This window comes from Mesorhizobium sp. WSM4906 (assembly GCF_029674625.1).
In the GTDB taxonomy this organism is placed as follows: Bacteria; Pseudomonadota; Alphaproteobacteria; order Rhizobiales; family Rhizobiaceae; genus Mesorhizobium.
In genome coordinates, this window is the sequence record NZ_CP121355.1 from 2,903,491 (window position 1) to 2,929,249 (window position 25,759).

A 25,759-nucleotide genomic window follows, 5' to 3' on the forward strand; every position below is an offset into this window, starting at 1 on the left:
GATGGCAACATGTTCAACCTGACAATGTGCCACGAAATTCGGGATTGCCTGAACGAGGTCCGCCGTGAAACGCGCACGCGCGTGATTGTGCTGACCGGCGCGGGCGACCAGTTCTTCTGCGTCGGTGGCCGCAAGGATGGTATGGAGGATAGCCTGCTTTATGCCGGCACGCTCCCCACTCTGGAGATGTACGAGACGATCGACCGGCTGCAGAAACCTGTCATTGCCTCAGTCAACGGTTTCGCGGTCGGTGGCGGCAACGTTCTGCAGATGGTTTGCGATTGTACGATCGCCAAGGAGAGTGCCGTCTTCCGCCAGGTCGGTCCGATGGTCGGATCCTTCGATGCCGGCTATGGCACCTGGTACCTGGAAGATCTGGTCGGCAAGAAGAAGGCGAAGGAAATCTGGTACCGCAACCCGAAGATTCCGGCCCATGAAGCGCTTGAGCTCGGTTTGATCAACAAGGTGGTGCCCGACGCCGACCTCAAGGAGGAGACGCGCAAGTTTGCGCTGGAGATCGCCGAGCGTGGCTCTTTTGCGCTTGCCTCGATCAAGGCGGCCTTCAACGCTCGCCATGGCGGCGTGTCAGGCCTGTCCCGCATGGCTCACGACCTGTTGTTGCGGGCCTATCTCGAGACGGATGAGAGTCATGAACTTGCCAGCGCCTTCACCGAGCGGCGCAAGCCCGATCCCTCCAAATTCGGGGCCTGATGCGATGCGCCCATATCTGACGCTGCACCATCCTACGGTGGCGCGCGATTATTACGATGCAGGGCTTTGGCAGCCGGACACGTTCTATTCGCTGCTCCAGCGCAACGCTCGAAGGCGACCCGACGATGCGGCCCTGCAAGACGGCCGTTCCGTGCTGTCGTGGGCAGAGCTATTGGGGCGTGTCGATGGGGTCGCTGCGGATCTGAGGATCTACGGCCTTGTACCCGGTGATCGCGTCTCGATCTGGATGTCCAACAAGATTGAGGCCGTCATACTATTCCTGGCCTGCGCGCGCGAGGGCTTTGCCTGCAATCCTTCGCTTCATCGTACCTATACCTGCGCGGAAGTCGCAGGACTTCTCAATCGGCTCTCCGCGCGCGCCTTGTTAACGGAAGAAGGGTGGGGCGCGGACCGAGCGACGGCAAAGTTCGATCAGTTACTCGCCGGTGTGCGATCGCTGAAGATCGTATACACGCCGAAAAGCCTGCCGGTTGCCGCCCCGAATTTGTCGGAACCGTCCCGCGATCCAGACAAGGTCGTCTACCTTGCATTTACATCCGGCACCACAGGGGCACCCAAATGCGTCATGCATTCCGACAACACGCTGTTGGCGAATGCGCGCGAACTCGTGCGCGACTGGGGCCAAGGGTCAGAGACGGTTGTCATGGTATTGGCTCCGCTCTCGCATCACATTGCCTGGGTGGCAGTATCCCAGTGGCTTTTGACCGGCGGGCGTTTTGTCACCGATGACCCGCCAGAGGGTATGAGCCGCCTTGACTGGATTCTGAAGACCGGCGCCACCTATGTGCTTGGGGTGCCTACGCACGCGATGGACATCCTGGCAGAGCAGCAGCAACGGGGTCTGCCACGGCTTGGAAGTGTGGCGACGTTCTATATGGCTGGATCTCCAATCCCGCCTTCCGTGGCGAGCGCTTTCCTGGCGCAGGGGGTCAAGGCACAAAACGTCTACGGCATGACCGAGAATTCATCTCATCAATACACGCATCCGGACGATGATGAGCTAACGATCGTCAACACCTGCGGACGAGGGGGTAACGCTTATCGGGTGCAGATCTTCGATGCAGCCGATCAGGATGTAGCTCTGCCTGCCGGCCAGATCGGTCAGATCGGCGGCAAAGGGGCTTCGCTCATGCTTGGCTATTTCGATAACCAGACGGCGACTGAAGGTAGCTTCAACCGTGACGGCTGGTTTATGTCGGGAGACCTCGGCATCCTCGATGAGAAGGGCAATCTGCGCATAGAGGGCCGCATCAAGGACGTCATCATTCGTGGCGGCCATAACATCTACCCGGCGCATATAGAGGCCATTGCACTGCGCCATGCTCAGGTCGATCGGGTTGCGTGTTTCCCCGTTGCCGACGTCCGGCTCGGCGAAAAGGTCTGCATCGCCGTGATCGGTACGGTCGATGCGGGTGAGCTACTCGAACACCTGGCCCGCGAAGGTCTGTCTAGGTTCGACATGCCGGAATACTTCATCAGGCTGAGCGAGTTGCCTCTGACCCCAAGCGGCAAGGTGCTCAAACGCGAACTGGTCGAACAGGTCAAGCGCGGCGAGATCGCCCCGATAGCTATTCGCTACCAGGCGAGGACGCCAGCATGAGTGTCACCCTTGATCGGAAGGACGATTGCGCCATCGTGACGCTAGATCGCCCGGGGAAGCTGAACGCGCTGTCATTCTCGCTGATCGCAGAGTTGGACGCCGTGTTGGACCAAGCCGCAAGCATGCCTGTGCGCGCCCTGGTCGTTACAGGTGCCGGTGAAAAGGCGTTCTGCGCAGGAGCCGACATTGAAGAGTTACGCGGGCGTAGCCAGACCGAACAGCAGCGCGGCGCAGAGCTTGGTCAGGCGGTGTTCGAGAGACTTTCACATTTTCCTGTGCCCTCGATCGCCGCAATTAAGGGTTATGCATTCGGCGGCGGGCTGGAGCTCGCCATGGCATGCACCTTCCGCATCGCCGCGCGGACGGCGCGTCTGTCGTTGCCCGAGATCAAGCTTGGCCTGATCCCGGGCTATGGGGGGACCCAGCGCTTGCCGAGGCTGGTTGGTGAGGCGCGCGCCATGGAACTCATTTTGACGGGGCGCATGGTCGATGCCGTGGAAGCCTTTCAGATCGGCCTCGTCAACCGTGTGGCTGATGGGGAGCCAGTCGCAGCGGCTATCGAATTCGCAGGGGCATTCATGCGGCATGGCCTGGTAGCGCTGCGGTTGGCGCGATCCGCAGTCGCAAGGGCGCTCGACAATCCGATCCAGGTGGGGCTCAAGATCGAGGCCGATCTGTCAACCCTCGCCTATCAGACTCGTGATTCCGAGGAGGGCATGGCTGCCTTCCTGGAGAAGCGCAAGCCGGAGTTTCGAGATGCCTGAGCAGCAGATTATCGTCACGGGCGCGAGCAAGGGCATTGGCGCCGCCATCGCTACAGACCTCGATCGGCGTGGCTTCATTGTGGCCGGTCTTTCACGCTCCGGCGAAGTGCCTGCCGGTTATGGGCTCGCATGCGACGTCTCCGATCAGCATTCGATTGCGGCCGCAGTGAACGCGGTGGCGGCCAGAGGATACATCACTGGCGTTGTGAACTGCGCCGGAGCGCACGCATCAACCCCGAGCGCGGACTTGCCGGTCGAAGACTTTGAAAGCACCATGCGCCTCAATGCGACCTCGGTGCTCGCCGTCTGCCAGCAAGCCTACCGCCATCTGGTCCGTGCCGAGACGTCGCTAGTCGTCAATATCGGCTCCTTTTACGACAAGCTCGCCGTGGCAGAGAACGTCGCTTACTGCGCCTCGAAAGCGGCGGTCGGCGCGATCACCCGTTGCCTCGCGGCGGAATGGGCCAAGGACGGGGTGCGGGTCATCAATATTGCCCCTGGATATATCGAGACCGATCTCAACCGCGAGTTCCTTGCCAAGGACAAGATCCGGGCCTGGATCGGCAAGCGCGTACCGGTCGGACGGACCGGCAAGCCGGATGAAGTGGCCAGGCTGGTCGGCGCGCTATTTACCGAAAACATCGGCTTTTTGAGCGGCGAGACGATCTATCTGGACGGTATGCAAGGGATCAATCTGTAATGAAGTTTCTGGATCAACTTGAGCGCCGGCGCGGCTGGTCGTCAGACGAGCGCATGGTTCTCGACCAGGTGCGGCGGCTTTGCCAGGAATTGATTGGCCCAAGCGCCGAACACCATGACCGGACGGGCGAGTTTCCGGCCGAAAACCTCGCTGCGCTGAACGCCCTTGGCCTGAACGCGATCTTCGTTCCGGAAGCCTATGGCGGCTCGCCGATGTCATACCGACTCTACCTCGAAGTCGTGAAGACTATTGCGGAGGCTTGCGCGTCGACTGGCATTATCTACGCAACGAACTTCCACGGCATGAAACCTCTGGTGGACTTCGGCAGCGAAGAACAGAAAGCGAGGCTGCTGCCACGCATCGCGGAAGGTGGTATCGGCGCGCTGGCGATCACCGAAAACAGTGCCGGTTCGGATGCCACGGGCATGAAGACGCGCTTCCGGCCTGACGGTGACGAGATCGTCGTCGATGGCAACAAGCTTTTCATCACCAATGGCGATGTCGCCGACCTCATTCTGCTGTTCGGCAAATGGAGTGAGATCGACGATGCCCGTGCAGCCATCTCGGTTCTGGTGTTTGAGAAGGGAACGCCAGGCTTTGAGGTCGTGCGGCTCGAAGACAAGATGGGGCATCGCGGTTCGTCGACGGCTGCGATCGCATTTCACGAATGCCGGGTTCCACACGCAAATCTCATAGGCAACCCCGGGGATGGGCTTCGCATCCTGCTTGCTTCACTTAACAAGTCGCGTCCCAGCATCGCGGCGCACGCGCTAGGCATTGCCCGTGCAGCGTTCTCCGATGCGGTCGCATACTCGAACCAGCGACGCCAATTCGGCCACGCCTTGCTCGAATTTCAGGGCAACCAATTCACCTTCGCCGACCTATCAACGGAACTCGCAATGACAGAGCTGTGGCTCGATTATGTCGGCCGGCTGATCGATGACGGAGAGGTCGACTTTGGGCTCGAGGCCTCCATGGCGAAAATGCGAGCCTCCGACCTTGCCATGCGTCTCAGCACCGAAGCGGTCCAAATGCACGGCGGCTACGGCTATTGCAAGGATTACCGCGTGGAGCGCCTGATGCGCGACGCCAAGATCACGCAGATCTGGGAGGGCACCAATCAACTGCATCGTCAATTGATCGGCAGGAGTCTCATCGCCAAATGAGCAACATAAAGACAGTAGGGGTGTGTGGCGCGGGCGGCACCATGGGGGCTGGCATCGCGATCGTGGCAGCGCGGGCGGGCTTCCGCACCATTTGCTTCGACAGGTCGGCCGAGGCACTCGACCGGTCAAGGCAGAGCACGGCCACATTCTTCGGCAAGTCCGTGGAACGAGGCAAGATGACGACTGCGGAGCGGACTGCCATACTCGACAACATGCGCTCGACCACCGCGCTTGATGTTCTGGGTGAATGCGACCTGGTCATAGAGGCGGTATTCGAGGACCTGGAGACTAAGCGCCAGCTGCTTGGAGCGCTCGACAGCGCATGCGGGCCGCAAACAATTTTCGCATCAAACACCTCGACCTTGTCCATCACCGAGATTGCTGCTGGTTCCAAGCATCCGGAACGGGTGGTCGGTATGCATTTTTGCCTACCGGCACAGTTGATGAAGCTCATCGAGATGTCGCCGGGCCTGCTGACTTCGACCGAGACCTTCGCTGCTGCCTGGGATTGGACGGAGGCCTGCGGCCAGATCCCGGTCAGAACCCAAGACAAGCCGGGCTTCATCCTCAACGCACTCCTGGTGCCATTCAACAACGACGCCATCCGGGCCGTGGAAGCCGGCGTTGCATCGCCGGCAGACATCGACAAGGCGATCAAAGCGGGCCTCGGTTACAAGATGGGGCCGCTGGAGTTGCTCGACTTGATCGGCCTCGACACGCAGATAAGGCTGTCGGAAGCCTTCTATCCCATAACGCTCGACGCACGAGCAGCGGCGCCGCCACTTCTGCGGCGGATGGTTGCCGCAGGCCTGCTCGGGCGGAAGTCGGGAAGAGGGTTCTTCAGCTATGCCGGCGATAAGATGTTCGGAGCTTGAGATGCGCTACACACTGGTAAAGAAAGGCACCAGTCCATCGTTCCCCGACGACGACCCCTTCCTGGCGGCGGCGGTTGCCGACCCGGACGCAGAGGCGGTGATCTACCTATCGGGGACCAAGCTGCAAAGCGATAGCTCGAAGTCCGCTATCCTTGTAGAGCTCGGCCTTGAAAGCCTAGGCTTCCATACAGGCGAAGCGGCGGGAGAAGAGGGCTCCAACATCCTCGGTTTCGCGCGCTATCGGAATGGGGCGGACGCGCCTTCCTCCCTCATCGAACTCGTCACGCAGCCCAAGACTTCCCCCCAAGCCGTGACTGCTGCGCGCGCCTTGCTGGAATCGGCCGAGTTCGCCGTGATCATTTGCAGCGACCAGGCAGGGCGCATCATCGATCGATTGGTCCGGCCAAAATACAACGCGGCGCTGCGGCTGCTCGATGAAGGCCTTGCCAGCCAGAAGGATATCGATCTGACCTGTCGCCTTGGCCTCGGCTATCCCGATGGACCGATTGAACGCACGGTGCGCGGCGGTCTTGCCTATCATCACGACGTCTGCAGGGCCTTATTTGAAACCTATGGCACCCCGGCTTTCGCGCCAGCGCGCCGTGCCGTTGTCGCTGCCCAGCGCAGGGAGGCAGGCGATTGAGACCACTACAGGGACTGCGCGTACTCGACTTCTCGACGCTGCTGCCTGGTCCGCTTGCTTCGCTGTTGTTGGCCGAGGCCGGCGCCGACGTCGTCAAGATCGAGCGCCCGGGGACAGGCGAAGATATGCGTGGCTACGAGCCGCGATGGGGGCGGGACAGCGTCAATTTCGCCATGCTGAACCGAGGCAAGAAAAGTCTTGCCCTGGATTTGAAGCGGGACAGAGACCGCGCCGTGTTAGCGCCGTTGTTGGAGAGCGCCGACATTGTCCTGGAGCAGTTCCGGCCCGGTGTCATGCAGCGGTTGGGATTGGATTACGCGACAGTCGCGAAGACCAATCCGAGGGTTATCTATTGCTCGATAACCGGTTACGGACAAAGCGGCCCCAAGCGCGACGTGGCTGGGCATGATCTGAACTATATTGGCGACACAGGCCTGCTTTCGCTCTCGATGGGAACACCACAGATGCCGGTCCTTCCGCCGGCGCTGGTTGCTGACATCGCGGGTGGCGCCTACCCTGCGGTGATCAATATTCTGCTGGCTCTAGAGGAGCGTCGCGCGACGGGCAAAGGCCGCCATCTCGATATCGCGATGACCGACAATCTGTTCACTTTCATGTACTGGGCGATGGGCAGTGGCCTGGTCACGCAGAAATGGCCCGGCAACGGCACCGATCTGGTAACGGGCGGCACCCCCCGCTATCGCCTCTATCCCACGCAAGATGGCCGGTTCGTTGCCGCGGCGCCGATCGAACAGAAATTCTGGGATCATTTTTGTGATCTGATCGATTTGCAGCAGCGCTATCGCGACGACACGATCGATCCGTCCGAGACTGTCCGCCAGGTCACGACGATCATCTCATCGCGTCCCTCGCAGCACTGGCGAGAGAGTTTCGCTGGTCGCGACTGTTGTTGCTCGATTGTCGCGACTCTCAAGGAAGCACTAGCCGATCCTCACTTTGCCGCCCGCGGGGTTTTCAGCCATCTCGTGACGAACGAAGCCGGCCAGACACTGAAGGCCCTGCCTGTGCCAATCAACGCCGGATTCCGTGGCGATGCAGGTGAGCCTCTGGCAGCCCCAATCCTCGGCGGGTTCGGGGCGGAACCAAACGGATCGGGGCGATGAGGCGGTTTTGCGAACCGGACTTACCTGCGCAAAATCAACAACAGGACAACGCAAAATGAGCGCTCTGTCGCAAGATTCACTTGTCGCCGTGGTCGGTACCGGCGCGATGGGTTCCGGTATAGCTCAGGTGGCAGCGACGGCTGGACATCCGGTCATCATCTACGATGCAATCGAGGGCGCAGCGGCACGCGGCCTCAAGCGCATAGAAGACAGCCTTGCCGGTCTCGTGTCAAAGGGGCGGCTTGGCGACGACGAGCGCCGAAATGTTCTTGGCCGCATCACGCCGGCTGAGGGTTTGGACGGACTGGCCGGCGCCAAATTGTGCGTTGAAGCAATCAACGAGGACCTCGCGGCAAAGCGATCGCTTTTTGCCGCGGTTGAGGACAAGCTGGAGACAAGCTCCATCCTCGTCACTAATACGTCGTCCCTGTCGATCCCCGCCATTGCGGCCGGCCTCGCAAGCCCCCAACGCTTTGCAGGCATGCATTTCTTCAATCCTGCGCCGGTGATGAAACTCGTGGAGGTCGTCAAGGGGCCGGCAACATTGCCCGAGGTCGCCACCACCATTTTCGACACCGCCCAGGCATGGGGTAAAGCGGCGGTCCTTTGCCGATCGACCCCCGGCTTCATCGTCAACCGCATCGCCCGACCTTTCTATGGCGAGGCCCTGCGCATCCTCGAGGAGGGTGTGGCAGACGTCTCGACGATTGACACTTTGATGGTGGAGAGCGGTGGCTTCCGCATGGGGCCTTTCGCGCTGATGGATCTCATCGGACAGGATGTCAACTATGCCGTCACCTGTTCTGTTTTCGAGGCTTACTACGGGGATCCGCGCTATCGGCCTTCCCTGCTGCAAAAGGAACTGGTCGAAGCCGGTTGGCTCGGTCGCAAGACCGGGCGCGGCTTTTACAATTATTCCGACGGTGTTCGGTCTGGTAGCGATCGGCCCGGCGCCGATTCCACCGTGGTGGCTACGGCCGGCCGCCGGTTCGCGGAGCGCATCGAAGGTGTACGCTTCCAGCGCACGGATGGGCGTATGGCAGCCGAGGTCGCGCGAACCCTTGGCGAGCCGGTCATCCTGCACGACCTCGCCCTTGATGCCGGCAGCAGCGGGAGGATCGGTATCTCCGCCTCGCCGGATCTACCGGCCGCGCTGCTGCAACGCGTGATCAAGGCACTCCAGGAAGACGGGCTAGCGGTCTCCTGCCTGAGTGATCACCCCGGACTTGTCGTGATGCGGGTTGTCGCGATGCTGGTGAACGAGGCCTATGAGGCAGCCATGCACAAGGTCGCAACGCCTGATGCCATCGATATGGCCATGCGCCTTGGTGTCAACTATCCGGTCGGCCCGATCGCCTGGGGACAGCGCATTGGCCTGAACGCGGTGCTTCAGGTCCTCGAAGCTGTTCTTGAGCGCACAGGCGACACTCGATACCGGCCGTCACTTGGCCTCAGGCGAGCATGCCTGGCCGACGAGCTTTTGTCGGCGTGACGACTGACATTTTTCCTAAAGCGGTGAGGTGGGGCAGATGACGCGAATGAACGGCAAGGTTATTTTCATCACCGGCGCCGGCGGTGGGCAGGGAGCAGCCGAAGCCGAGCTGTTTGCTCGGGAAGGGGCATCGCTGGTTCTGAGCGATGTCGATTCGAGCAGGGTCGCTGCTATTGCAGCCAAGGTAGAGAAGGCTGGATCGCGGGCGATATGGTGCAAACAGGACGTGACCATCGAGGCTGATTGGGTCTCTGCGGTCGAGAAAGCACGGCAAACATTTGGCGCCCTTCATGTCCTGGTCAACAACGCCGGCACCATCAGCCGGCAAGGAATTGCAAACACCGAGCTCGCCAATTGGAACAGGACGATCGATGTTAATCTGACAGGCGCGATGCTGGGCATGAAGCATTGCGCGCCTGCCATGCGCGACTCTGGCGGAGGCGCTATCATCAACGTGTCCTCGACGGCCGGACTTGGCGCTCACTATGACGCCGCCTATACGGCGAGCAAATGGGGCCTCCGCGGTCTCACTAAGTCGGCGTCGGTGGAGTTCGTCGAATGGAACATTCGAGTCAACTCCATTCATCCTGGCCAGATTGTCGATACAAGCTTCTACCGCGAAGGGTCACCGGGTCACGCTGAATCTGGCCGGCTAAGCGTGCCGATGCAGCGCCAGGGCACGCCGTTGGAATGCGCCCAACTTGTGCTCTTCCTCGCTAGCGATGAGGCCAGTTACATCACCGGAGCCGAAATCGCCATTGACGGCGGTTATTCTGCAGCTGGCGGTCTCTGGTTGCGCAACCGCCTGCGCGATGCGTTAGCTGCCAGTTCGTCGCAGCACTAGATGGCGATCTATGGTGTCGCGGGCCGAGTGCATTTTTCGGCCGCGCTGCGGACGGGATCATTCCGCCGGGAGCATTCGTTCTGGCCTTGCGAAGGAAGTCGGGAGCGCGCGTTAACTGGAGAAGACGATGGTCACTCGCCCTCGTGTTGAGTGCGAGTCATGCTTTTGTGAACACGGTCCTGCTGTATGCGCAAGGCGAGCCGTACTGGGCCGCATCACCCCGCCCAAGGGGCGTAATTAAATTCGCTCCAGCGCGATGGCAATACCCTGGCCGACGCCGATGCACATGGTGGCCAAAGCAAGCTTGCCGCCGCGCTCGCGAAGCTCCAGCGCTGCCGTGCCGGTGATGCGCGCGCCGGACATGCCGAGCGGATGGCCGAGCGCGATCGCCCCGCCATTTGGATTGACGTGCGCAGCATCTTCGGCGATGCCGAGCTCACGCAGCACGGCGACGCCTTGCGAGGCGAAGGCTTCGTTCAATTCGACGACGTCGAATTGCTCGGGCCTCAGGCCGAGGCGGGCGCAGAGTTTCTTCGTGGCAGGCGCCGGACCGATGCCCATGATGCGCGGCGCGACGCCTGCGACTGCGCCGCCGAGGATGCGGGCGATCGGCGTCAGGCCATGTTTCTTCGCTGCCGCTTCCGAAGCCACGATGAGGGCGGCCGCGCCGTCATTGACGCCGGAGGCGTTGCCCGCCGTCACCGTCCCGCCTTGGCGAAACGGCGTCGGCAATTTGGCCAGCGCCTCGATGGTCGTGCCGGCGCGGGGATGCTCGTCCTTCGCCACGACGACAGGGTCACCTTTCTTCTGCGGGATGGTCACCGGCGTGATCTCCCTAGACAGCCGGCCGTTGGCTTGCGCGGCGACGGCCTTGTGCTGGCTGCGCACGGCAAAGGCGTCCTGGTCGGCGCGTGAAATCGAAAAATCCTCGGCGACGTTCTCGCCGGTCTCCGGCATGGAATCGACGCCGTACTGCTTCTTCATCAGCGGGTTGACGAAGCGCCAGCCGATAGTGGTGTCGTAGATCTCCGCATTACGCGAGAAGGCGCTGTCGGCCTTCGGCATGACGAAAGGCGCACGGCTCATCGACTCGACACCGCCGGCGATCATCAGCTCGGCCTCGCCGGCCCTGATGGCGCGCGCAGCGATGGTGACTGCGTCCATACCGGAGCCGCACAGCCTATTCACGGTCGAGCCCGGGATGTCCTGGGGAAGGCCCGCGAGCAGCAGCGCCATGCGCGCCACGTTGCGGTTGTCCTCGCCGGCCTGGTTGGCGCAGCCATAGACCACGTCGTCGATCGCCGCCCAGTCGACGCCCGGGTTGCGCTCGACCAAGGCTTTCAGCGGTACGGCAGCGAGATCGTCGGCGCGCACCAAGGACAGCGCGCCGCCGAAACGACCGATCGGTGTGCGAATGTAATCGCAGATGAAGGCGTCGGTCATTTATGCGGCTTTCCCTTTGGCGGTTCTCGTCGGCGCCGGCGTATCGTCAGGCGCTTCGGCAAATTCTACGATTGAATATCGCAAGGGTTTTGCACCTGCTGACGCGTAACGTCCGGATGTAGCGAGACCAGACAATTCCTTGGTGACCTGCGTTTGCACGTCATTCTGATCCAATATTGAGGACGATCTTGCCCTGCGCCTTGCCGTCGCGCAGCAGCCTTAGTCCTTCGGCGAATTCCTCCAGCGCGAACTCTCGACTGATGATGGGATCAATCTTGCCTGCCATAAATAGCGAGGAAATCTGCTCCTGAGCCTCTTTCACCCGCTCTGGGGTCCGTTCGCGATAGTCGGACCATTGCAAGCCGGTGACGGCGATGTTCTTCACCAGCAGATAGTTGGCTTTGATCGTCGGAATCGTGCCGCTGGCGAAGCCAATAATGACCAAGCGCCCGCACCAGGCCAGCGACCGCAAAGCTGCGGCATTCGAGTCTCCGCCCACCGGATCAATGACGATGTCGACTCCATTTCCGCCCGTCAGCTCTTTGACCTGATCGCGCAATGCGTCCTGTAGATTGGATGCGCAGAGGTTGATAACCGCGTCAGCCCCGGCTTGTCGCGCAATCGCATCGTTGCCTGGCCCGATGATACCAGCGATGACAGTCGATGCCCCCAGTGCCTTGGCCAGCTGGATGCTGGCAACGCCGATGCCGCCAGATCCCCCAAGAACCAGCACGCTTTCGCCTGCCTTGAATGAAGCCCGGTCCTGCAAGGCAAACCAGGCGGTTTGGTAGACCAGGCCGAGAGAAGCGGCCTTGGCGAAGGGCATGCCTTCGGGCAGCACGAAGCAACTTTCCTCGCGGACCCGCAATTTCTGAGCATAGGCGCCATATTCGGTCTGTGCCGCGACCCTTTGACCGACGCTCAGCGATGCCACGCCCGCCCCGATGGAAGAGACGACACCAGCGGCGCATTTCCCGGGAGAGAATGGCAGGGGTGGCTTGATCTGGTATCTGCCCTCAATGGCCAGAATGTCGGGATAATTCGCTTCCGCAGCTTGCACCTCAATGACGACCTCGCCCGGGCCTGCAACGGGATCGGGGACGTCTGCGACGCGGACCTGCTCGAACGGCGCAAATTCAGTTACCCAAACTGCTTTCATGGTAACGTCTCCTGCTGGCAAGGGTTGTCGACGGCCTTAGCGTAGTCGGCGGAACATGGCGTGGCGGCGGACCGAGAGGTGAGGGCGGATCGTCTCCGCCCAACTCGATTTGACCGAGGCCTCGAGCCAGGCTGGCGATTTGGGGACGTCCGGCGAATCGACTTCATAGATGGCGAGATATTCTGGTGCCTTCTCGCCATCGGTCCACTCCAGGCGATAGCGGCTCACCGCTCTAACGCCGGGCAGTTTCAGGAGCTGGGGCAGATAGCGATTGTCGTAGAAATCATTGAACCGCCGATCAAACTCTTCAGGCACGGACAGCTGCGCCAGATACACGTAGTCGCTCATTCCACCACTCCTTTCTTCAAGACCCTGTCTGGCAAGTTGGTCACGTGGCACACCTCACGGTTTGCGAGATAGGCGACGCACCGCTCCCAGCTACTCAGAGGCCAACAAACCTCAACCGAGTTTGAAGGGATCTCTCGGCTGGCCGCTGAGCTCCACAAACACCGTCTTGGTTTCCGTGAACTCCCGCATCGCGTCGGGCCCGTTTTCACGTCCCAGCCCGCTTTCGCCAAACCCGCCAAAGGGAGCCATGTAGCTGACGACGCGGTAGGCGTTTATCCATACTGTGCCGGCACGCAACTTGGCTGATACGCGGTGAGCGCGATGCACATTCTTGGTCCAAACTGCGGCTGCCAGACCAAACCGCGTGTCGTTGGCGATCGCGATCGCCTCCTCCTCCGTCTTGAAGCGGATGACGCTGAGGATCGGTCCAAAAACCTCCTCCTGCGCGATACGCATGTCGTTGGTGACATCGGCGAATATGGTTGGCTTCACGAAATAGGAGCCGATATCGGTGACAGCCTCGCCGCCTTCGACCAGTCGCGCGCCCTCTTGCTTTGCCATCTCGATTGAGGACAGAACCTTCCGATACTGCGGCTCATTCGCGATCGGCCCCATCTGGGTTTCAGCGTCCATCGGATCGCCCAGACGAATTGTCCGGGTCTGTTGAATCAGCTTCTCTAGAAAGGAGTCATGGATGCTCTCTTGGAGCAGCAGGCGAGAGCCGGCGGAGCAAGATTGGCCACTGGCGCCGAATATGCCGGCAATCGCACCGTTTACCGCGACATCGAGGTCCGCGTCCTCAAACACAATGTTCGGAGATTTGCCGCCGAGCTCAAGGGAGACCCGCGTCAGATTAGCCGCGGCGCTGGCAGCGATGCGCTTGCCGGTCTCTGTACCGCCCGTGAATGCGATCTTGTCTATGCCCGGGTGGTTGACTAGTGCCGCGCCTACCACGCCACCGCCAGTGACGACGTTGAACACGCCGGGCGGGAAGCCTGCTTCGTCGGCACGCTTGGCAAGTTCAATGGTCGAGATCGGCGTGTATTCGGATGGCTTGACGACAAAGGTGCAGCCGGCTGCGAGCCCGGCTGCGAGTTTCATGATGAGCAGCATTCCGGGCGAGTTCCACGCTGTGATGGCGCCGACAACGCCCACTGGCTCCTGGCGTGTGAACAGGTGGAAGTTCTGGCGATCCGAGGCGAGCACGCTCCCAGCAAGCTTGTCCGCCATACCCGCGAAATAATAGAAGTATTCCGGCAGGTAGCGCCATTGTCCAAGCATCTCGCGATAGAGCTTGCCATTGTCTGCCGTTTCCATGCGCGCGAACGCTTCCGCATCCCGGGCGACGATATCGCCAAGCTTGCGCAGGAGGTGACCGCGCTGGGTCGCGGTTATCATGCTCCAGGGTCCGGTCTCGAAGGCGTCACGGGCCGCCTTCACGGCGGCGTCGACATGCGATGCATCGCCATCTGGCACTCGGGCCCACGCCCGGCCCGTGTAGGGATTGACGGTGTCAACGTATTTGTCATGCATCACATCCGCACCCCCGATGCGCATGCCGTAGCTCTCAATCTTAGCTTCGAAGCCCATAGGTCCTCCTTCGGGCGTCCCAGCGGACGCCACATCAAGCGTTGATATTCAGGTCAGATCAGGCGATAGGCCTTAGCCATATCCTCGTCGCAGACGATCGAGGCGGTCTGCCTCGTGTCGCCGAGCCGCGAGGGCGGTGGGCATGTCGACCGGAGCGAAGCGTATTTTCTGATGGGGTTGCAACTGGCCAATCAGGTCCATGTCGGCCGCGATGACGGTGCCGAGCGTGAAATAGCCGCCGCCTGACACGGCATCACGGTGCAATACGATCGGTTCGGTGCCGGCGGGAACCTGGATTGAGCCGTAAGGATAGCAGGCATCGACAATGTTGGACGGATCGGCGCCAGCGCCGAATGGCTGTTCTCGCGCCTTGAACTCCAATGGTGACCCGCCTCGAAACCGGTAGCCGACGCGATCAGCGTCAGGCGCCACCGCCCATGTGTCATCATAGAAACGCTGTTCGGCAACGGGCGTGAGGCGATGGTTATAGAGTCCGGGAAGCACGCGCAATACCACATCCGCAGGCATGGTGCGCCGCATTTCATCCGCTACTCGCAACCGGCTCCCCGACTGTCGCTTGCGCGCTCCGGCGGGCAAGCGGTCGCCACTTTTGAGAGGCCGCCCGTCCAGGCCGCCGAACTGGCCATGCACATAGGTCGATCGGCTGCCCAGCAGCAGCGGCACTTCAAATCCACCCGAAATGGCAATATATGCCCTGGCGCCTCGCTTGAGAAACCCGAAAGACAAGGTCTGACCCGGTTCGACCTCGAATGCCGCCCATGTGGGCCGGGATTCTCCGTCGACTTTTGGAGGCAAATCGGCTCCCGTAACCGCGATGATCCTATGGTCGGTAAAGGTCAGCTCCGGCCCCGTGAAGACAGCCTCCAACGCTGCGTCGCCTTCATCATTTCCGACCAGAAGATTGGCCGCCCGCAAGGCATGGCGGTCCATGGCGCCAGAGATCGGGATGCCGAGATGATAGTAGCCGGGACGGCCGAGGTCCTGGATGGTGGTGAGAAGGCCAGGCTTGATGACTTCAATGTCCATCGATTGCCTCCAGCATTTGCTGGTTAAACGCCTTGATGTCTCGCTCGAAGTCGTCGAGCGAGAATGAGGCTGGCGTCTGGCGCAGCTGAAAATCTCCGGTCTTCACTTGCTCCGCGAGGTCGTCATACTCATTGCGGCCGATAGGGCGCATTCGCACGATGTCGCCGGGGCGAAACAGGATCATGAACTCCTGTAGATAGCTCGTCGTCTGCGTCGGATCGTAGATCGGCAGCGGTGTAACGCCGAGCATCTGGTAACCGCCGGCACCGCGCACCGGGTAAATCCCGGTGAAGCAGCCGCCCTGGGATACGCATTGTTTCGGCGTGTCCGTGCGCGGGCGCACATATTTCGGGACTTGGAGTTGTTGGTCTTGCTCCACCATCTGGAACATGAACGGGCTGCCGGCACCGAAGCCAACCATCGTGACCATCCAGGGCGAACCCGAATGTCTGGCGACATAGTCGACTGGGCCGGACAGGCCGTTTATGTGTGCCACGTATTCGAGATCGGTCATTTCAGGGTCTTGGCGGCGGTCGCTGAATCTCGCCATGACCTCACGTGTCCAGGGGTCATCGTAAAATACGGGAATTTCGAGAACGCGTGTCCCTAACGCCTGTTCCCGGTTTGACAGCGATGCCTCGATTTTCTTCACCTCTGCCAGAAGGTCTTCGGCCGCGATGAGGTCCGGATCAAAGCGAAGTTGAAATGATGCGTTGGAGGGGCAGATCTCCGTGACACCTTGGATTTGACTGTCGCGGATAGCATTGCAGATTGACAGGGCGGCCAAGAAGGCGCGCAGCGACATTGCTTCGTCCACCTCGACGACCAGATGCTCGTCCCCGCCAAATGAATAACGCGTCATCAAGATCGTCCTAGGATGCCAGCTTAGCCGGTTCTAGTGGCCGGTCTTCCAGCCATCGCTCAAGCCAGCCGGTATGAACGCGCAGCGCGCCGACATCCGGGTCGAGCGCCAGCCGGCGATGCAGTGGTGCCGTGGTCGCGATGCCGCCAACCTCGAGCACAGCGAGTGCCTGACGCAGTTTCTCAAGCGCTTTTGCTCGCGTCTCCCCCCAGACGATGAGTTTTCCGAGCAAAGAGTCGTAATAAGGCGGCACAATGTATCCCGGATAGAGCCCGGTATCGAAACGCACATGCGACATCTCGGGCAACCGGAGTTCCTCGACCTTGCCGGGTGTCGGCCTGAAGTCTGCGTGTGGATCCTCGGCGTTGATGCGGCATTCAATGGCGTGCCCGGACAGCACGATGACGTCTTGCTGGACAGACAGTGGCTCGCCGGCAGCGATCCGGATCATCTCTTTCACGAGATCGATGCCTGTTACCATCTCGGTGACGGGATGCTCCACCTGGATGCGTGTGTTCATCTCGATGAAGAAATACTCGCCCGTCAGCTCGTCATAGAGAAATTCCAGGGTGCCGGCGCCGCGGTAGTTCACGTGTTTGGCAAGACGCGCAGCCGAAGCGCAGAGTTCGGCGCGCACAGACTGCGACAGGCAAGCGGCAGGGGCTTCCTCCCACACCTTTTGGCGTCGACGCTGCAAGGAGCACTCGCGCTCAAAGACATGGACAGCGTCCTTCCCGTCTCCCAGGATCTGGACCTCGATATGACGGGCGCGTTCGATGAAGCGCTCGACATAGAGGCCACCATCGCCAAAGGCCGCAAGCGCTTCAGCGCTGGCCAGAGGCATCATACGCTTGAGCTCCTCGACCGTATTGGCGACCCGTATCCCCCGGCCGCCACCTCCGGCGGCCGCCTTGATCATCAGGGGCAGGCCAAGCTTGGCAGCTAGATCGGCGGCGTCCGCGGCGTCAACGCGCCCCTCGCTTCCTGGGACGGTCCGGATGCCCGCCGCTGCCGCCGAAGCCCGGGCGGCAGCCTTGTCGCCCATAGCGCGGATCGTATCGGCCCGCGGCCCGATGAATGTCAGCCCTGCCGCCTCGACCGCGTCGACGAAGTCCGCATTCTCCGACAGAAATCCGTAGCCGGGATGGATAGCGTCGGCGCCGACGGCGCGCGCCGCATCGATGATCGCATCTATCTTGAGGTAGGATTTGGAGGCTTGGGCAGGCCCGACCTCGATCTTTTCATCTGCTAACCGCGCCGCAAGCATCTCATGATCGGCCTTGCTAACCACCTGAGCTGTCGCGATCCCCATCTCACGCGCTGCACGGATGATACGAACCGCGATTTCGCCGCGGTTGGCAACGAGTATTTTCGAGATTCCCATGGCCGGCTACGTCTCCAGTTCATAGAGCGGCTGGCCAGGCATGACCGCGTCCTCATCATCGACGAGGTAACGGACAAAGTGCCCCGACTCTTCAGCCTCGATCTGCGTGAACGTCTTCATGACCTCGATCAGCCCCACCACATCGCCTTTGCTGACGGCATCGCCTTCAGATTTGAAGGGCGGCTTGTCCGGCGACTCGCTCCGGTAGAAGACACCCGGGATCGGCGCTGGCACCGTCGTCAATGTCATTTCGGTTTCTCCACTCAGATCCTTGCCAGGCTGCCGAGGCTTCGTCCGCAATCCGTTATCGCCTTCCGGGCGGCGTTGATGACCGCCAGCACGTTGGGCCCGTCACTGTGAACGCATACGCTGTCGACGTCCATCGGCAGAACCTTGCCCGAGCGTATTGTGAGTGTCTTGTGGGTGATGATCTCGGCGACGCGCCGGTAGACCAGGTCGGCATCGACCGGTTTCTTGTGCCTCTCGACAATGACAGAGCCGTCGTCTTCATATTCGAGGTCGGGATAGGCCTCCGGCCAAACCGGAACGCCGCGCGCGACCGCGGTGCTGGAAAAGATTTCCTTCCCGGTGGGGCCGGCCAGGATGATGGGAAGCCCGGGTGCAACGGCGGCGATGGCATCCACGGCCGCTTCAGCAAGTGCCCGGTCACGCAGAACGTAGAACATGGCGCCATGGGGTTTTACGTGGCTCATCGCTACTCCGGCCTCGGTGAGGAAGCCCTGCAGCGCCCCGATCTGGTAGACGAGATAGGCATGGAGGTCATTCGGGCTGATGGCCATCGGGCGCCGCCCGAAACCCAGCAAATCGGGAAGCCCTGGATGCGCACCAACGGCGACGTTGAACTCGCGCGCCAGATTGACGGTATTGCGCATGATGACCGGATCGCCGGCGTGAAAGCCGCAAGCAAGATTGGCGGTGCTGATGAGAGGCATTATGCCGTTGTCGTCGGCCAGACGCCAATTGCCGAACCCTTCTCCAAGGTCGCAATTGATATCGAATTTTCCACCGCTCATCCACGGCCCTCCCTTCCGCTGTAGGCAATTGGCACGTTCGGTCCACGTGCATCCGGGGCCATTGCACGCCCCGTGGAATTCCCGAACGCCCCGTGTTTCCTGGCCACGCCGTGGTGGCTCAGGAATCCATAGCCAATATGGAAAGGATGCGATAATATTTAATAATGATGATGTTCCATCTGTTTTTTTTATAATCCTAGGGTGCTGTCATGACCTTTTCGCTGAAGCAGGTCCGATATTTCATTGCCGCCGCGGAGACCGGTCAGGTCAGTCGGGCGGCTATCCAGTTGAACGTTTCACAGTCGGCGGTGACGACCGCGATCCGCCAACTGGAGGATCTCATCGGGATAACGCTCCTCAACCGCACTTCCCTTGGCGTGACGCTCACGCGTGATGGCGAGCAGTTTTTGCGACGGGGACGGGACATAATTGCAACCGTCGAGCAGGCACTGCACCTTCAACGGGATGGTGAGCGGGAAGTAGCGGGTGAGGTGAGGCTCGGTACCACGACAATCGTTACAGGTTATTTCCTGGCTCCCCTGCTGGCGCGCTTCCACTATGTCTACCCGGACGTCAGGTTGATTCTTGAGGAACTTTCAAGACAGGCTGCTGAAAAGGCCGTCCTAGATGGCCGCTTCGACCTTGCGCTCACGATGACCCAGGATGCGCAGCAGGATGGCGGGCTGAACTATAAGTTGCTGCACAGATCATCCCGCAGGCTCTGGCTCTCCGCAAACCATGCATTGCTCGCCAAGGAGTCGGTAACCCTCGGAGAGGTAGCGCAGGAGCCCTACATCGCTCTGACCGTCGACGACGCCTGGGACAATGCCCTTCGCTATTGGGAAACGGAGCCTGTGAAGCCAAAAGTCGTCTACAGGACTGATTCAGTCGAGGCGATCCGGACGATGGTTGCCTCGGGTCTCGGGGTGTCAATCCTGTCCGACATCATCTATCGCCGTTGGTCATTGGATGGCCAGCGGGTGGAAACCCGTGACCTGCAGAACAATGTGCCTACGCTCGATGTATCGATCGTCACGGCGACACAACGCAAACTCAGCCCGGCGGCAAAGACGTTCACAACGTTCATTCAGCGAATAGTCAGCAGCCCGCAGCTGCCGCAGTGATGGATTGACGGCTCGGAAACTGAGGAGAGAGAGGGTCCGGCCCTGGTTTGAGTGGTTCATTATAAAAAGATCAGATAGTGCTCCCTCACTATTTTGAATTTTACATTGCTCACCAATTTCAGCAGCATCTGACCAGCGCAAGGGATGGAGCTGCGTCGGTGAGCGTTTTCAAATCAGATCCTCTGTCGGGAAGCTGCTATGTGGGCATAGCGGGCTACCGACAGCGTCATCGTGATGCTGATCGGGGAATTGGCGATCTTCCTGCCGGACGTGGCGTGGCTTGGTGTTCTGTTCGGGCCCGACAAGGCGCTGGCCGGCGGGCTCTATCCGTCCATTCTCGCGGAAGTGCTCAAAGTCTTACGCGCCTGTGCCGCGATCCGACTTTTCAGAGCTCAGCCGGCCGGGAGCAAAGCTGACGTTTGATCCGGCCGGTTACGCACTGGCCCTATGACACGGTAAAAAAGGGGAAGGCAATGCTGCAGGCCGCGCCGAATTCCATAGAGTCGCGGGACATGCTCTCGCTGATTCATCCGCAAACTAACCTCGCGGCTCATCTGGAGAGGGGGCCAGAAGTTATAACGCGTGGGGAGGGCGTGTTTGTTTTCGACAATAACGGCCGTCGCTACCTTGAATGTGCGGCCGGCCTGTGGTGCGCAACGCTCGGCTTTGCCAGCGAGCGCCTGGCAAAGGCGGCCTACGAGCAACTCCGCACGCTGGGCTATTATCACAACTACTGGCATTACGCTCACGAGAAGAGCATCGAACTCGCCGAGAAGCTCCTGAAAATCGCGCCGGTCCCAATGTCGCGCGTTCTCTTTCAGAACAGCGGTTCGGAAGCCAATGACACCGCCATCAAGCTTGCTTGGTATCATTGGAATGCGCGAGGGCGTCCCGAGCGGCGCAAGATCATTGGCCGCGACCTTGGCTATCACGGTACCACGATTGCCGCGATCAGCGCCTCCGGCAAGCCAGACATGCAGCTCCCGTTCAACTTGCCGCTTGACCGGTTCATCCATACGCTGACCAATCACTACTACAAGTTCCATGACGCGGGGGAGACCGAGGAGGCCTATTCCGCACGGCTGGCCCAGGCGCTCGAGCAGTTGATCCTTGCCGAAGGACCCGAGACCATCGCGGCCTTCATCGCTGAGCCACTCATCGGCGCCGGCGGGGCAATTCCGCCCTCGCGTGGATACTTCGAGAAGATCCAGGCTGTGCTGGAGAAGTATGAGATTCTCTTCATCGCCGATGAAGTGATATGCGGCTTTGGGCGCACTGGCTACATGTGGGGCAGCGAGGCCTACGGCCTTAAGCCGGACTTGATCGCGTGCGCCAAAGGCTTGTCGGCCGGCATGCTTCCGATTGCAGCGGTGCTGGTCGGGCCGCGGGTCTATGAGACGATGCTGGAGCAAAGCCGCCAGCATGGCAACTTCGCTCACGGTTCAACTTACTCGGGTCACCCGGTCGCGACTGCGGTCGCGCTTGAGGTGCTGGAAATCTATCGAGAGATCGACGTCCTGAGCCGGGTGAAGTCCGCTGGCGCCTATATGCTTGGGCAACTCGAGGAACTGCGTGGGCATCCCTTGGTCGGCGACATCAGCGGCATCGGTCTCGTCGCCGGCATCGATCTGGTCAAGGACAAGGCTTCGAGGACGTTCTTCGAGCCTGCGGGAGGCGTCGGCGCCCTCGTTATGCGCGCGGCGCGCGAGCGCGGACTGCTGATCAGGGTCATCGGTGACCGCATTACACTGTCGCCGCCGCTGATCATCACCGAGTCGGAGATCGATATTATCGTCGATGAACTGAAAATTGCGCTCGACCAAGTCTCGGCGGCCTTGTCGAACGGAAAGTAACGAAGTGCCTCGCGGTGCGTTTTCGTGAGGGCATTGGGGAACGAAGAATGACCCGTCACAGGCGGGATCACTGGAGCGCATCGGGCGGAATTTGCTCCAATCTGAAGCGTCGCTCCTAGATGGTTGGCGGCGCTCGGCATGAGGTTCAGGCCACCGCTCGGCAGTGCGTGAAATCAAGCATGCATACTTCACAATGGGAGACGGAAATGAAAGCATTACTTCAGCTCGCGCTTGCCGCATCAATCGGCATCGCCTGCGCGCTTCCGGCAATCGCCGCTGAACGAGGCCCCGTGCCGGAAGGCCAGAAGGCGGCGTATGAACGTGTCGACCCTCAATTGCCGATAGGGCCGAGTCCCTTGGTGAACTTCAAGCCCAGGAAGGGGCCACCTTGGAGGATTGGCTACGCCAGCAACTATGCCGGCAATGGTTGGCGCGCGGCCATCATGGATGAGTTCACCAACAAGCTTTTGCCGAAATACAAGGCAGCCGGTCTCGTCTCCGACTTCGTGGTGACGCAGTCGGAGCTCAAGGACACGGTGCAGATCCAGCAAATGCGCCAGATGGTCGATGACGGGGTCGACGCAATCATCATCTGCTGTTCAAACGTCACGGCCCTCAACCAGACGATCGAATACGCGCATGACAAGGGCGTCCCGGTGATTTCCTTTTCGGGTTATGTGACATCACCCCTGGCCATCAACGCCACCGAAAACGCTGTGCAGAACGGCTATATCGCCGGCGAATGGCTAGCCAAGGAAATGGGGGGCAAGGGCAATATCCTCTTGGTGTCGGGCATTCCCGGTATGGCCACATCCGACAGCTTTGACCTTGGTGCCAAGGAAGCCCTCGCCGACCATCCCGACGTCAAGATTGTCGGCAATGTCGCAGGCAACTGGACCGATCAGGTCGCGCAGGTCGAGGTGCAGAAGTTCTTGGCCACAAACCCCCAGCAGATCGACGGCATCCTGGCCCAGTCGTCGAATGAGAATGGCGTGCTCAACGCGGTTCGCCAGTCCGGCCGTGAAATGATGCCGATCGTGCTTGGCGGCGAGGCCTCGGCCGCATGCTTCTGGCGCAATACCCCCAATTTTGTCAGCAAGAGCTTCCACTTCTGGCCGCCTCGTGCCGACGCCAGGCTGGCTTGGGACGTCACCTTGCGTATTCTTGAAGGGCAGGGTCCGAAGAACCAGTCGATCTTGCGCCAGGCTCTGCCCTACACGATTGAGGACGTCAATGCGGCTCTTCCGAAGGACTGCAACCCGAACTCAACCGACTGGATCGAACCCAAGGGTGACGATTGGGCAAACTCTGCCGTGCTGGACGCCTTCTTCGAGAGACCGCATGATCCCCTCAGTTGGAAGCCTTGACCGCGGGCGGACAACTCGCACTCTGGCGGAGCCCAATCTCCGCCGGAGTGCTCGACCAGTGAAGGGGCTCCAAAGTGGACAATGGGAAAAACTTCATCGAGCTGAACAACATCGTTAGGGCGTTCGGCGAAACCAAAGCCCTGCGTGGCTGCAGCTTTTCTGCCCGTGGTGGGGAAGTGCATGCGATCGTCGGTGAAAACGGCAGTGGGAAAAGTACGCTCGCCAAGATCATCTCAGGCGTGGTGCGAGAAGACTCTGGCAGCGTCCGGGTACTCGGCGGCCGTCCGCGTAACCCCATCGAGGCTCAAGCGCTAGGCGTGGCCACGATCTTCCAGGAAGTCCTGCTGGCCGACGAAGCAAGCGTGGCGGACAACCTGTTTGTCGGCGCAGATGGGCTCCTCGCCAAAAGAGTCTCCGCACGGGAGAAGCAGTCCCGCGCGCGGGAAATGATGCGCCGCTTCACGGGGCGCGACATTCCGCCATGGACACGCGTCGGGATTTTACCGCTCAGCGTCAAGCAATGGATCGTTATCGGCAGGGCGCTGTTGCGCGAGCCAAGGGTGTTGATCCTGGATGAGTCTTCCGCTGCATTGGATCTTGAGGCGACTGAGCGCCTCCATCACGAAATCAGTCGATTGCGTGAAGTCGGAGCCTGCGTAGTCCTGGTGACACATCGTATTGCGGAACTGGTGCGCATCGCCGACAGGGCAACGATCCTCCGTGACGGAGTTGCGGTCGGAACGCTCGATAAGTCTGCGCTGACCGAGCAGAATCTGCTGGCCTTGATGACGCCGCAGGATCGTCAGATCGCCTCGCTTGATCGGCGCCAATCCTCGGTGATTAAGCCACCGCTGATGACCATGTCCAGTGTGCAGTTGACCGAAAAGGCGCAGGCTTTTGATTTCCAGATCGGCCCGGGGCAGATTGTCGGAGTGACCGGACTCGACGGTCAGGGTCACGAGCTGTTTGCCGCAGCGGCAGCAGGTATCTCCAAGCCCGAAACTGGTGCGCCGCTGATGCACCTGGCAGGCGGCGCGATTCGGGCTTTGCGCAATGCGGCCGATGCTGACGCCTTCGGCGTTGCCTATGTATCAGGCGACAGGAAACGCGACGGCATTTTTCCCAACCTCAGCATTTTTGAGAATCTGGCTATAAGTCTTTATCGCCAGAACACGGGCCTGCTTGGATTGATCAGGCGAAAAGCTCTGGAACAGGCTTTTGCAAGCGAGGTGCGCAGGCTTTCCATCAAGACTGGCCATTCCTCCAACAAGATTACGTCGCTCAGCGGTGGCAACCAGCAAAAAGTGCTGATCGGCCGGGCATTCGCGCGGGATCCGCAATTGATCGTGCTTAATGATCCGGCCCGTGGCGTGGATCTTGGCACCAAACGGGACCTTTACCGTGAACTGCGGAACTACGCCGACGCCGGCGGTGCGGTGATCTACCTCTCCAGCGAGATCGAGGAGTTTCTGGGCTTCGCTGATCGGGTCGATGTGTTCGTCAACGGCAGCCTGTTCCGATCCCTTGAAGGCGACAACATCGCCGAGGCTCCGATCCTGAGTGCCATGTTCGGCCACGGCAATCATACCGGACTCCAAGCAGTGACCGAAGGAAAGGTTCAATGACCTCAGCAGCACATCCCTCCGGCCGGGTGTCCCGCGACAGCCACCTTATCGTTCCGGCGGCTTTGTTCATGATCCTTGTCTTGTCCTGCATTGTCCGTAGCCCGGCTCTTTTTACCGGCACTGGAATCGCAGGGGCCGTGTTGGTGGCAGCGCCGCTCGTTCTTGCGACCATGGCTCTCACGCCGATCGTGATGGCCGGGCGCGGTGCCGTCGATCTAGCTGTGGGGCCGCTTCTTGGCTTAATCAACGTAACGCTGATCCAGTGGCTGGTCGGCAACGGGATCGTGGGCCCCGTCGAGTTCTTCGCCTGGGCGATTGGCATTGGTGTCGTCTATCAACTCTTCCAAGCCTTCGTAATCGTCTTTGTGCGCGTCGCCCCAATCATTGTCACCCTAAGCAGCTATCTCTTTCTCAGTGGGGTCAACTTGATGGTCATGCCGCGGGCAGGAGGAGTGGCACCTGATTGGTTGGCGAAATGGGGCGCTGGCGTCGACCCATTTTCGCCGATCCTTGCCGTTGTTGTTGTGGCGCTTGCTTTGTGGGGTCTTCTTACGCGCACAGCGTTCCATACGCATTTGCGCATGACCGGCTTGGACGAGCGTACCGCGTATACGGCTGGCGTGCGCATCGAAGCCGTGCGCTTCGCGGCCCATGTCGTTGGCGGCGTCTTCGTCGGGCTAGCCGCGATCTGCCACACCGCACTAATCTCTTCCGGGGATCCGATCCAGGCAGGCACTTATACACTTCAGGCGATCACAGCATTAGTGCTTGGCGGTGCCAGCATGGCGGGGGGACGGGGCGGAGCGGTCGGTGCACTCTTGGGTGCGCTCAACATGTTCATGATTTCCCGACTGCTGGCGACGTTCAATTTTGGTATGTACTCAGGCTACGCCACGCAAATGTCTTTTGGCCTCATCCTCATTGCGTCGCTCTTGATCAACGTGCTCGTGAATAGCGCCAACGCGCCAAGGACGAGGTAGCAG

Annotated in this window: 25 protein-coding genes; 16 read left to right on the plus strand and 9 right to left on the minus strand. The window is 60.6% G+C overall.

What is annotated here, in order from left to right:
* Nucleotides 1–9: 9 nt before the first annotated feature.
* From QAZ22_RS13880 to QAZ22_RS13925, 10 genes are read left to right on the plus strand one after another with little or no spacing between them, the layout of a single operon-like run.
* Nucleotides 10–711 carry an enoyl-CoA hydratase-related protein gene (locus QAZ22_RS13880; protein ID WP_278207327.1) on the plus strand — a complete coding sequence of 234 codons (702 nt, stop codon included), beginning with the start codon at nt 10–12 and terminating at the stop codon, nt 709–711.
* A 4-nt stretch (nt 712–715) separates the two neighbouring features.
* Nucleotides 716–2,332 (plus strand): class I adenylate-forming enzyme family protein, encoded by a 1,617-nt coding sequence (locus QAZ22_RS13885; RefSeq protein WP_278207328.1) that lies wholly within the window; start codon nt 716–718, stop codon nt 2,330–2,332.
* Nucleotides 2,329–3,096, plus strand: coding sequence for an enoyl-CoA hydratase-related protein (locus tag QAZ22_RS13890; RefSeq protein ID WP_278207329.1), 768 nt, complete (start codon nt 2,329–2,331; stop codon nt 3,094–3,096). The genes QAZ22_RS13885 and QAZ22_RS13890 overlap by 4 nt, the downstream gene beginning before the upstream one ends.
* Nucleotides 3,089–3,796, plus strand: a complete 708-nt coding sequence (locus QAZ22_RS13895; protein ID WP_278207330.1) for an SDR family oxidoreductase — start codon at nt 3,089–3,091, stop codon at nt 3,794–3,796. Before QAZ22_RS13890 ends, QAZ22_RS13895 begins: the two co-directional genes overlap by 8 nt.
* Nucleotides 3,796–4,962, plus strand: a complete 1,167-nt coding sequence (locus QAZ22_RS13900) for an acyl-CoA dehydrogenase family protein (protein ID WP_278207331.1) — start codon at nt 3,796–3,798, stop codon at nt 4,960–4,962. The genes QAZ22_RS13895 and QAZ22_RS13900 overlap by 1 nt, the downstream gene beginning before the upstream one ends.
* Nucleotides 4,959–5,837, plus strand: coding sequence for a 3-hydroxyacyl-CoA dehydrogenase family protein (locus QAZ22_RS13905; RefSeq protein ID WP_278207332.1), 879 nt, complete (start codon nt 4,959–4,961; stop codon nt 5,835–5,837). Before QAZ22_RS13900 ends, QAZ22_RS13905 begins: the two co-directional genes overlap by 4 nt.
* A 1-nt stretch (nt 5,838) precedes the next feature.
* Nucleotides 5,839–6,480 (plus strand): 3-hydroxyacyl-CoA dehydrogenase family protein, encoded by a 642-nt coding sequence (locus tag QAZ22_RS13910; protein ID WP_278207333.1) that lies wholly within the window; start codon nt 5,839–5,841, stop codon nt 6,478–6,480.
* Complete coding sequence (locus tag QAZ22_RS13915; RefSeq protein ID WP_278207334.1) at nt 6,477–7,604, plus strand: CaiB/BaiF CoA-transferase family protein; 1,128 nt, start codon at nt 6,477–6,479, stop codon at nt 7,602–7,604. Before QAZ22_RS13910 ends, QAZ22_RS13915 begins: the two co-directional genes overlap by 4 nt.
* Nucleotides 7,605–7,659: 55 nt before the next feature.
* Entirely contained in the window at nt 7,660–9,096 is a 1,437-nt protein-coding gene (locus tag QAZ22_RS13920; RefSeq protein ID WP_278207335.1) for a 3-hydroxyacyl-CoA dehydrogenase NAD-binding domain-containing protein, read from the plus strand.
* A gap of 46 nt (nt 9,097–9,142) precedes the next feature.
* Nucleotides 9,143–9,940, plus strand: a complete 798-nt coding sequence (locus QAZ22_RS13925) for an SDR family oxidoreductase (protein ID WP_278207336.1) — start codon at nt 9,143–9,145, stop codon at nt 9,938–9,940.
* A 237-nt stretch (nt 9,941–10,177) separates the two neighbouring features.
* Here QAZ22_RS13925 and pcaF read toward each other — a convergent pair whose 3' ends face one another.
* The 9 genes from pcaF to QAZ22_RS13970 all read right to left on the minus strand — a co-directional run bounded on the left by pcaF (nt 10,178) and on the right by QAZ22_RS13970 (nt 18,807).
* Complete coding sequence (gene pcaF, locus QAZ22_RS13930) at nt 10,178–11,383, minus strand: 3-oxoadipyl-CoA thiolase (RefSeq protein ID WP_278207338.1); 1,206 nt, start codon at nt 11,381–11,383, stop codon at nt 10,178–10,180.
* A 160-nt stretch (nt 11,384–11,543) separates the two neighbouring features.
* Nucleotides 11,544–12,542: an NADPH:quinone oxidoreductase family protein gene (locus QAZ22_RS13935; protein ID WP_278207339.1), complete on the minus strand. Its 999-nt coding sequence runs from the start codon at nt 12,540–12,542 to the stop codon at nt 11,544–11,546.
* A 36-nt stretch (nt 12,543–12,578) separates the two neighbouring features.
* Nucleotides 12,579–12,890, minus strand: a complete 312-nt coding sequence (locus QAZ22_RS13940) for a DUF4286 family protein (RefSeq protein WP_278207340.1) — start codon at nt 12,888–12,890, stop codon at nt 12,579–12,581.
* Nucleotides 12,891–13,001: 111 nt separating this feature from the next.
* A complete protein-coding gene (locus QAZ22_RS13945; RefSeq protein WP_278207838.1) occupies nt 13,002–14,447 on the minus strand; it encodes an aldehyde dehydrogenase in 1,446 nt (481 codons plus the stop codon).
* Between the two features lie 105 nt (nt 14,448–14,552).
* Nucleotides 14,553–15,527, minus strand: a complete 975-nt coding sequence (locus QAZ22_RS13950; protein WP_278207341.1) for a biotin-dependent carboxyltransferase family protein — start codon at nt 15,525–15,527, stop codon at nt 14,553–14,555.
* Entirely contained in the window at nt 15,517–16,392 is an 876-nt protein-coding gene (locus QAZ22_RS13955) for a carboxyltransferase domain-containing protein (protein WP_278207342.1), read from the minus strand. The genes QAZ22_RS13950 and QAZ22_RS13955 overlap by 11 nt, the downstream gene beginning before the upstream one ends.
* Nucleotides 16,393–16,399: 7 nt before the next feature.
* Entirely contained in the window at nt 16,400–17,773 is a 1,374-nt protein-coding gene (locus tag QAZ22_RS13960; protein ID WP_278207343.1) for an acetyl-CoA carboxylase biotin carboxylase subunit, read from the minus strand.
* 6 nt (nt 17,774–17,779) lie between these two features.
* Nucleotides 17,780–18,022 carry an acetyl-CoA carboxylase gene (locus tag QAZ22_RS13965; protein WP_278207344.1) on the minus strand — a complete coding sequence of 81 codons (243 nt, stop codon included), beginning with the start codon at nt 18,020–18,022 and terminating at the stop codon, nt 17,780–17,782.
* 14 nt (nt 18,023–18,036) lie between these two features.
* Nucleotides 18,037–18,807 carry a 5-oxoprolinase subunit PxpA gene (locus QAZ22_RS13970; RefSeq protein ID WP_278207345.1) on the minus strand — a complete coding sequence of 257 codons (771 nt, stop codon included), beginning with the start codon at nt 18,805–18,807 and terminating at the stop codon, nt 18,037–18,039.
* Nucleotides 18,808–19,016: 209 nt separating this feature from the next.
* Between QAZ22_RS13970 and QAZ22_RS13975 the strand changes: the two genes are divergently transcribed.
* The 6 genes from QAZ22_RS13975 (at nt 19,017) to QAZ22_RS14000 (ending at nt 25,756) form a co-directional block, all read left to right on the plus strand.
* A complete protein-coding gene (locus QAZ22_RS13975) occupies nt 19,017–19,931 on the plus strand; it encodes a LysR family transcriptional regulator (RefSeq protein WP_278207346.1) in 915 nt (304 codons plus the stop codon).
* 231 nt (nt 19,932–20,162) lie between these two features.
* Nucleotides 20,163–20,354 (plus strand): hypothetical protein, encoded by a 192-nt coding sequence (locus QAZ22_RS13980; protein ID WP_278207347.1) that lies wholly within the window; start codon nt 20,163–20,165, stop codon nt 20,352–20,354.
* Nucleotides 20,355–20,404: 50 nt separating this feature from the next.
* A complete protein-coding gene (locus tag QAZ22_RS13985) occupies nt 20,405–21,784 on the plus strand; it encodes an aminotransferase (protein WP_347566942.1) in 1,380 nt (459 codons plus the stop codon).
* 206 nt (nt 21,785–21,990) lie between these two features.
* Complete coding sequence (locus QAZ22_RS13990; RefSeq protein WP_278207840.1) at nt 21,991–23,151, plus strand: ABC transporter substrate-binding protein; 1,161 nt, start codon at nt 21,991–21,993, stop codon at nt 23,149–23,151.
* A 74-nt stretch (nt 23,152–23,225) separates the two neighbouring features.
* Nucleotides 23,226–24,776: a sugar ABC transporter ATP-binding protein gene (locus QAZ22_RS13995; protein ID WP_278207348.1), complete on the plus strand. Its 1,551-nt coding sequence runs from the start codon at nt 23,226–23,228 to the stop codon at nt 24,774–24,776.
* Nucleotides 24,773–25,756, plus strand: a complete 984-nt coding sequence (locus tag QAZ22_RS14000; RefSeq protein ID WP_278207349.1) for an ABC transporter permease — start codon at nt 24,773–24,775, stop codon at nt 25,754–25,756. Before QAZ22_RS13995 ends, QAZ22_RS14000 begins: the two co-directional genes overlap by 4 nt.
* The last annotated feature ends 3 nt before the right edge of the window (nt 25,757–25,759 follow it).

Bases quoted from the DNA above. Each gene is read 5' to 3' on its own strand.
- QAZ22_RS13970 (WP_278207345.1), bottom strand. From the start codon at position 18,807: ATGAGCGGTGGAAAATTCGATATCAATTGCGACCTTGGAGAAGGGTTC.
- QAZ22_RS13940 (WP_278207340.1), bottom strand. From the start codon at position 12,890: ATGAGCGACTACGTGTATCTGGCGCAGCTGTCCGTGCCTGAAGAGTTT.
- QAZ22_RS13880 (WP_278207327.1), top strand. From the start codon at position 10: ATGTTCAACCTGACAATGTGCCACGAAATTCGGGATTGCCTGAACGAG.
- QAZ22_RS13890 (WP_278207329.1), top strand. From the start codon at position 2,329: ATGAGTGTCACCCTTGATCGGAAGGACGATTGCGCCATCGTGACGCTA.
- QAZ22_RS13990 (WP_278207840.1), top strand. From the start codon at position 21,991: ATGAAAGCATTACTTCAGCTCGCGCTTGCCGCATCAATCGGCATCGCC.
- QAZ22_RS13960 (WP_278207343.1), bottom strand. From the start codon at position 17,773: ATGGGAATCTCGAAAATACTCGTTGCCAACCGCGGCGAAATCGCGGTT.
- pcaF (WP_278207338.1), bottom strand. From the start codon at position 11,383: ATGACCGACGCCTTCATCTGCGATTACATTCGCACACCGATCGGTCGT.
- QAZ22_RS13895 (WP_278207330.1), top strand. From the start codon at position 3,089: ATGCCTGAGCAGCAGATTATCGTCACGGGCGCGAGCAAGGGCATTGGC.
- QAZ22_RS13910 (WP_278207333.1), top strand. From the start codon at position 5,839: ATGCGCTACACACTGGTAAAGAAAGGCACCAGTCCATCGTTCCCCGAC.
- QAZ22_RS13935 (WP_278207339.1), bottom strand. From the start codon at position 12,542: ATGAAAGCAGTTTGGGTAACTGAATTTGCGCCGTTCGAGCAGGTCCGC.
- QAZ22_RS13945 (WP_278207838.1), bottom strand. From the start codon at position 14,447: ATGCGCATCGGGGGTGCGGATGTGATGCATGACAAATACGTTGACACC.
- QAZ22_RS13985 (WP_347566942.1), top strand. From the start codon at position 20,405: ATGCTGCAGGCCGCGCCGAATTCCATAGAGTCGCGGGACATGCTCTCG.
- QAZ22_RS13905 (WP_278207332.1), top strand. From the start codon at position 4,959: ATGAGCAACATAAAGACAGTAGGGGTGTGTGGCGCGGGCGGCACCATG.
- QAZ22_RS13920 (WP_278207335.1), top strand. From the start codon at position 7,660: ATGAGCGCTCTGTCGCAAGATTCACTTGTCGCCGTGGTCGGTACCGGC.
- QAZ22_RS13925 (WP_278207336.1), top strand. From the start codon at position 9,143: ATGAACGGCAAGGTTATTTTCATCACCGGCGCCGGCGGTGGGCAGGGA.
- QAZ22_RS13900 (WP_278207331.1), top strand. From the start codon at position 3,796: ATGAAGTTTCTGGATCAACTTGAGCGCCGGCGCGGCTGGTCGTCAGAC.
- QAZ22_RS14000 (WP_278207349.1), top strand. From the start codon at position 24,773: ATGACCTCAGCAGCACATCCCTCCGGCCGGGTGTCCCGCGACAGCCAC.
- QAZ22_RS13975 (WP_278207346.1), top strand. From the start codon at position 19,017: ATGACCTTTTCGCTGAAGCAGGTCCGATATTTCATTGCCGCCGCGGAG.
- QAZ22_RS13950 (WP_278207341.1), bottom strand. From the start codon at position 15,527: ATGGACATTGAAGTCATCAAGCCTGGCCTTCTCACCACCATCCAGGAC.
- QAZ22_RS13885 (WP_278207328.1), top strand. From the start codon at position 716: ATGCGCCCATATCTGACGCTGCACCATCCTACGGTGGCGCGCGATTAT.
- QAZ22_RS13965 (WP_278207344.1), bottom strand. From the start codon at position 18,022: ATGACATTGACGACGGTGCCAGCGCCGATCCCGGGTGTCTTCTACCGG.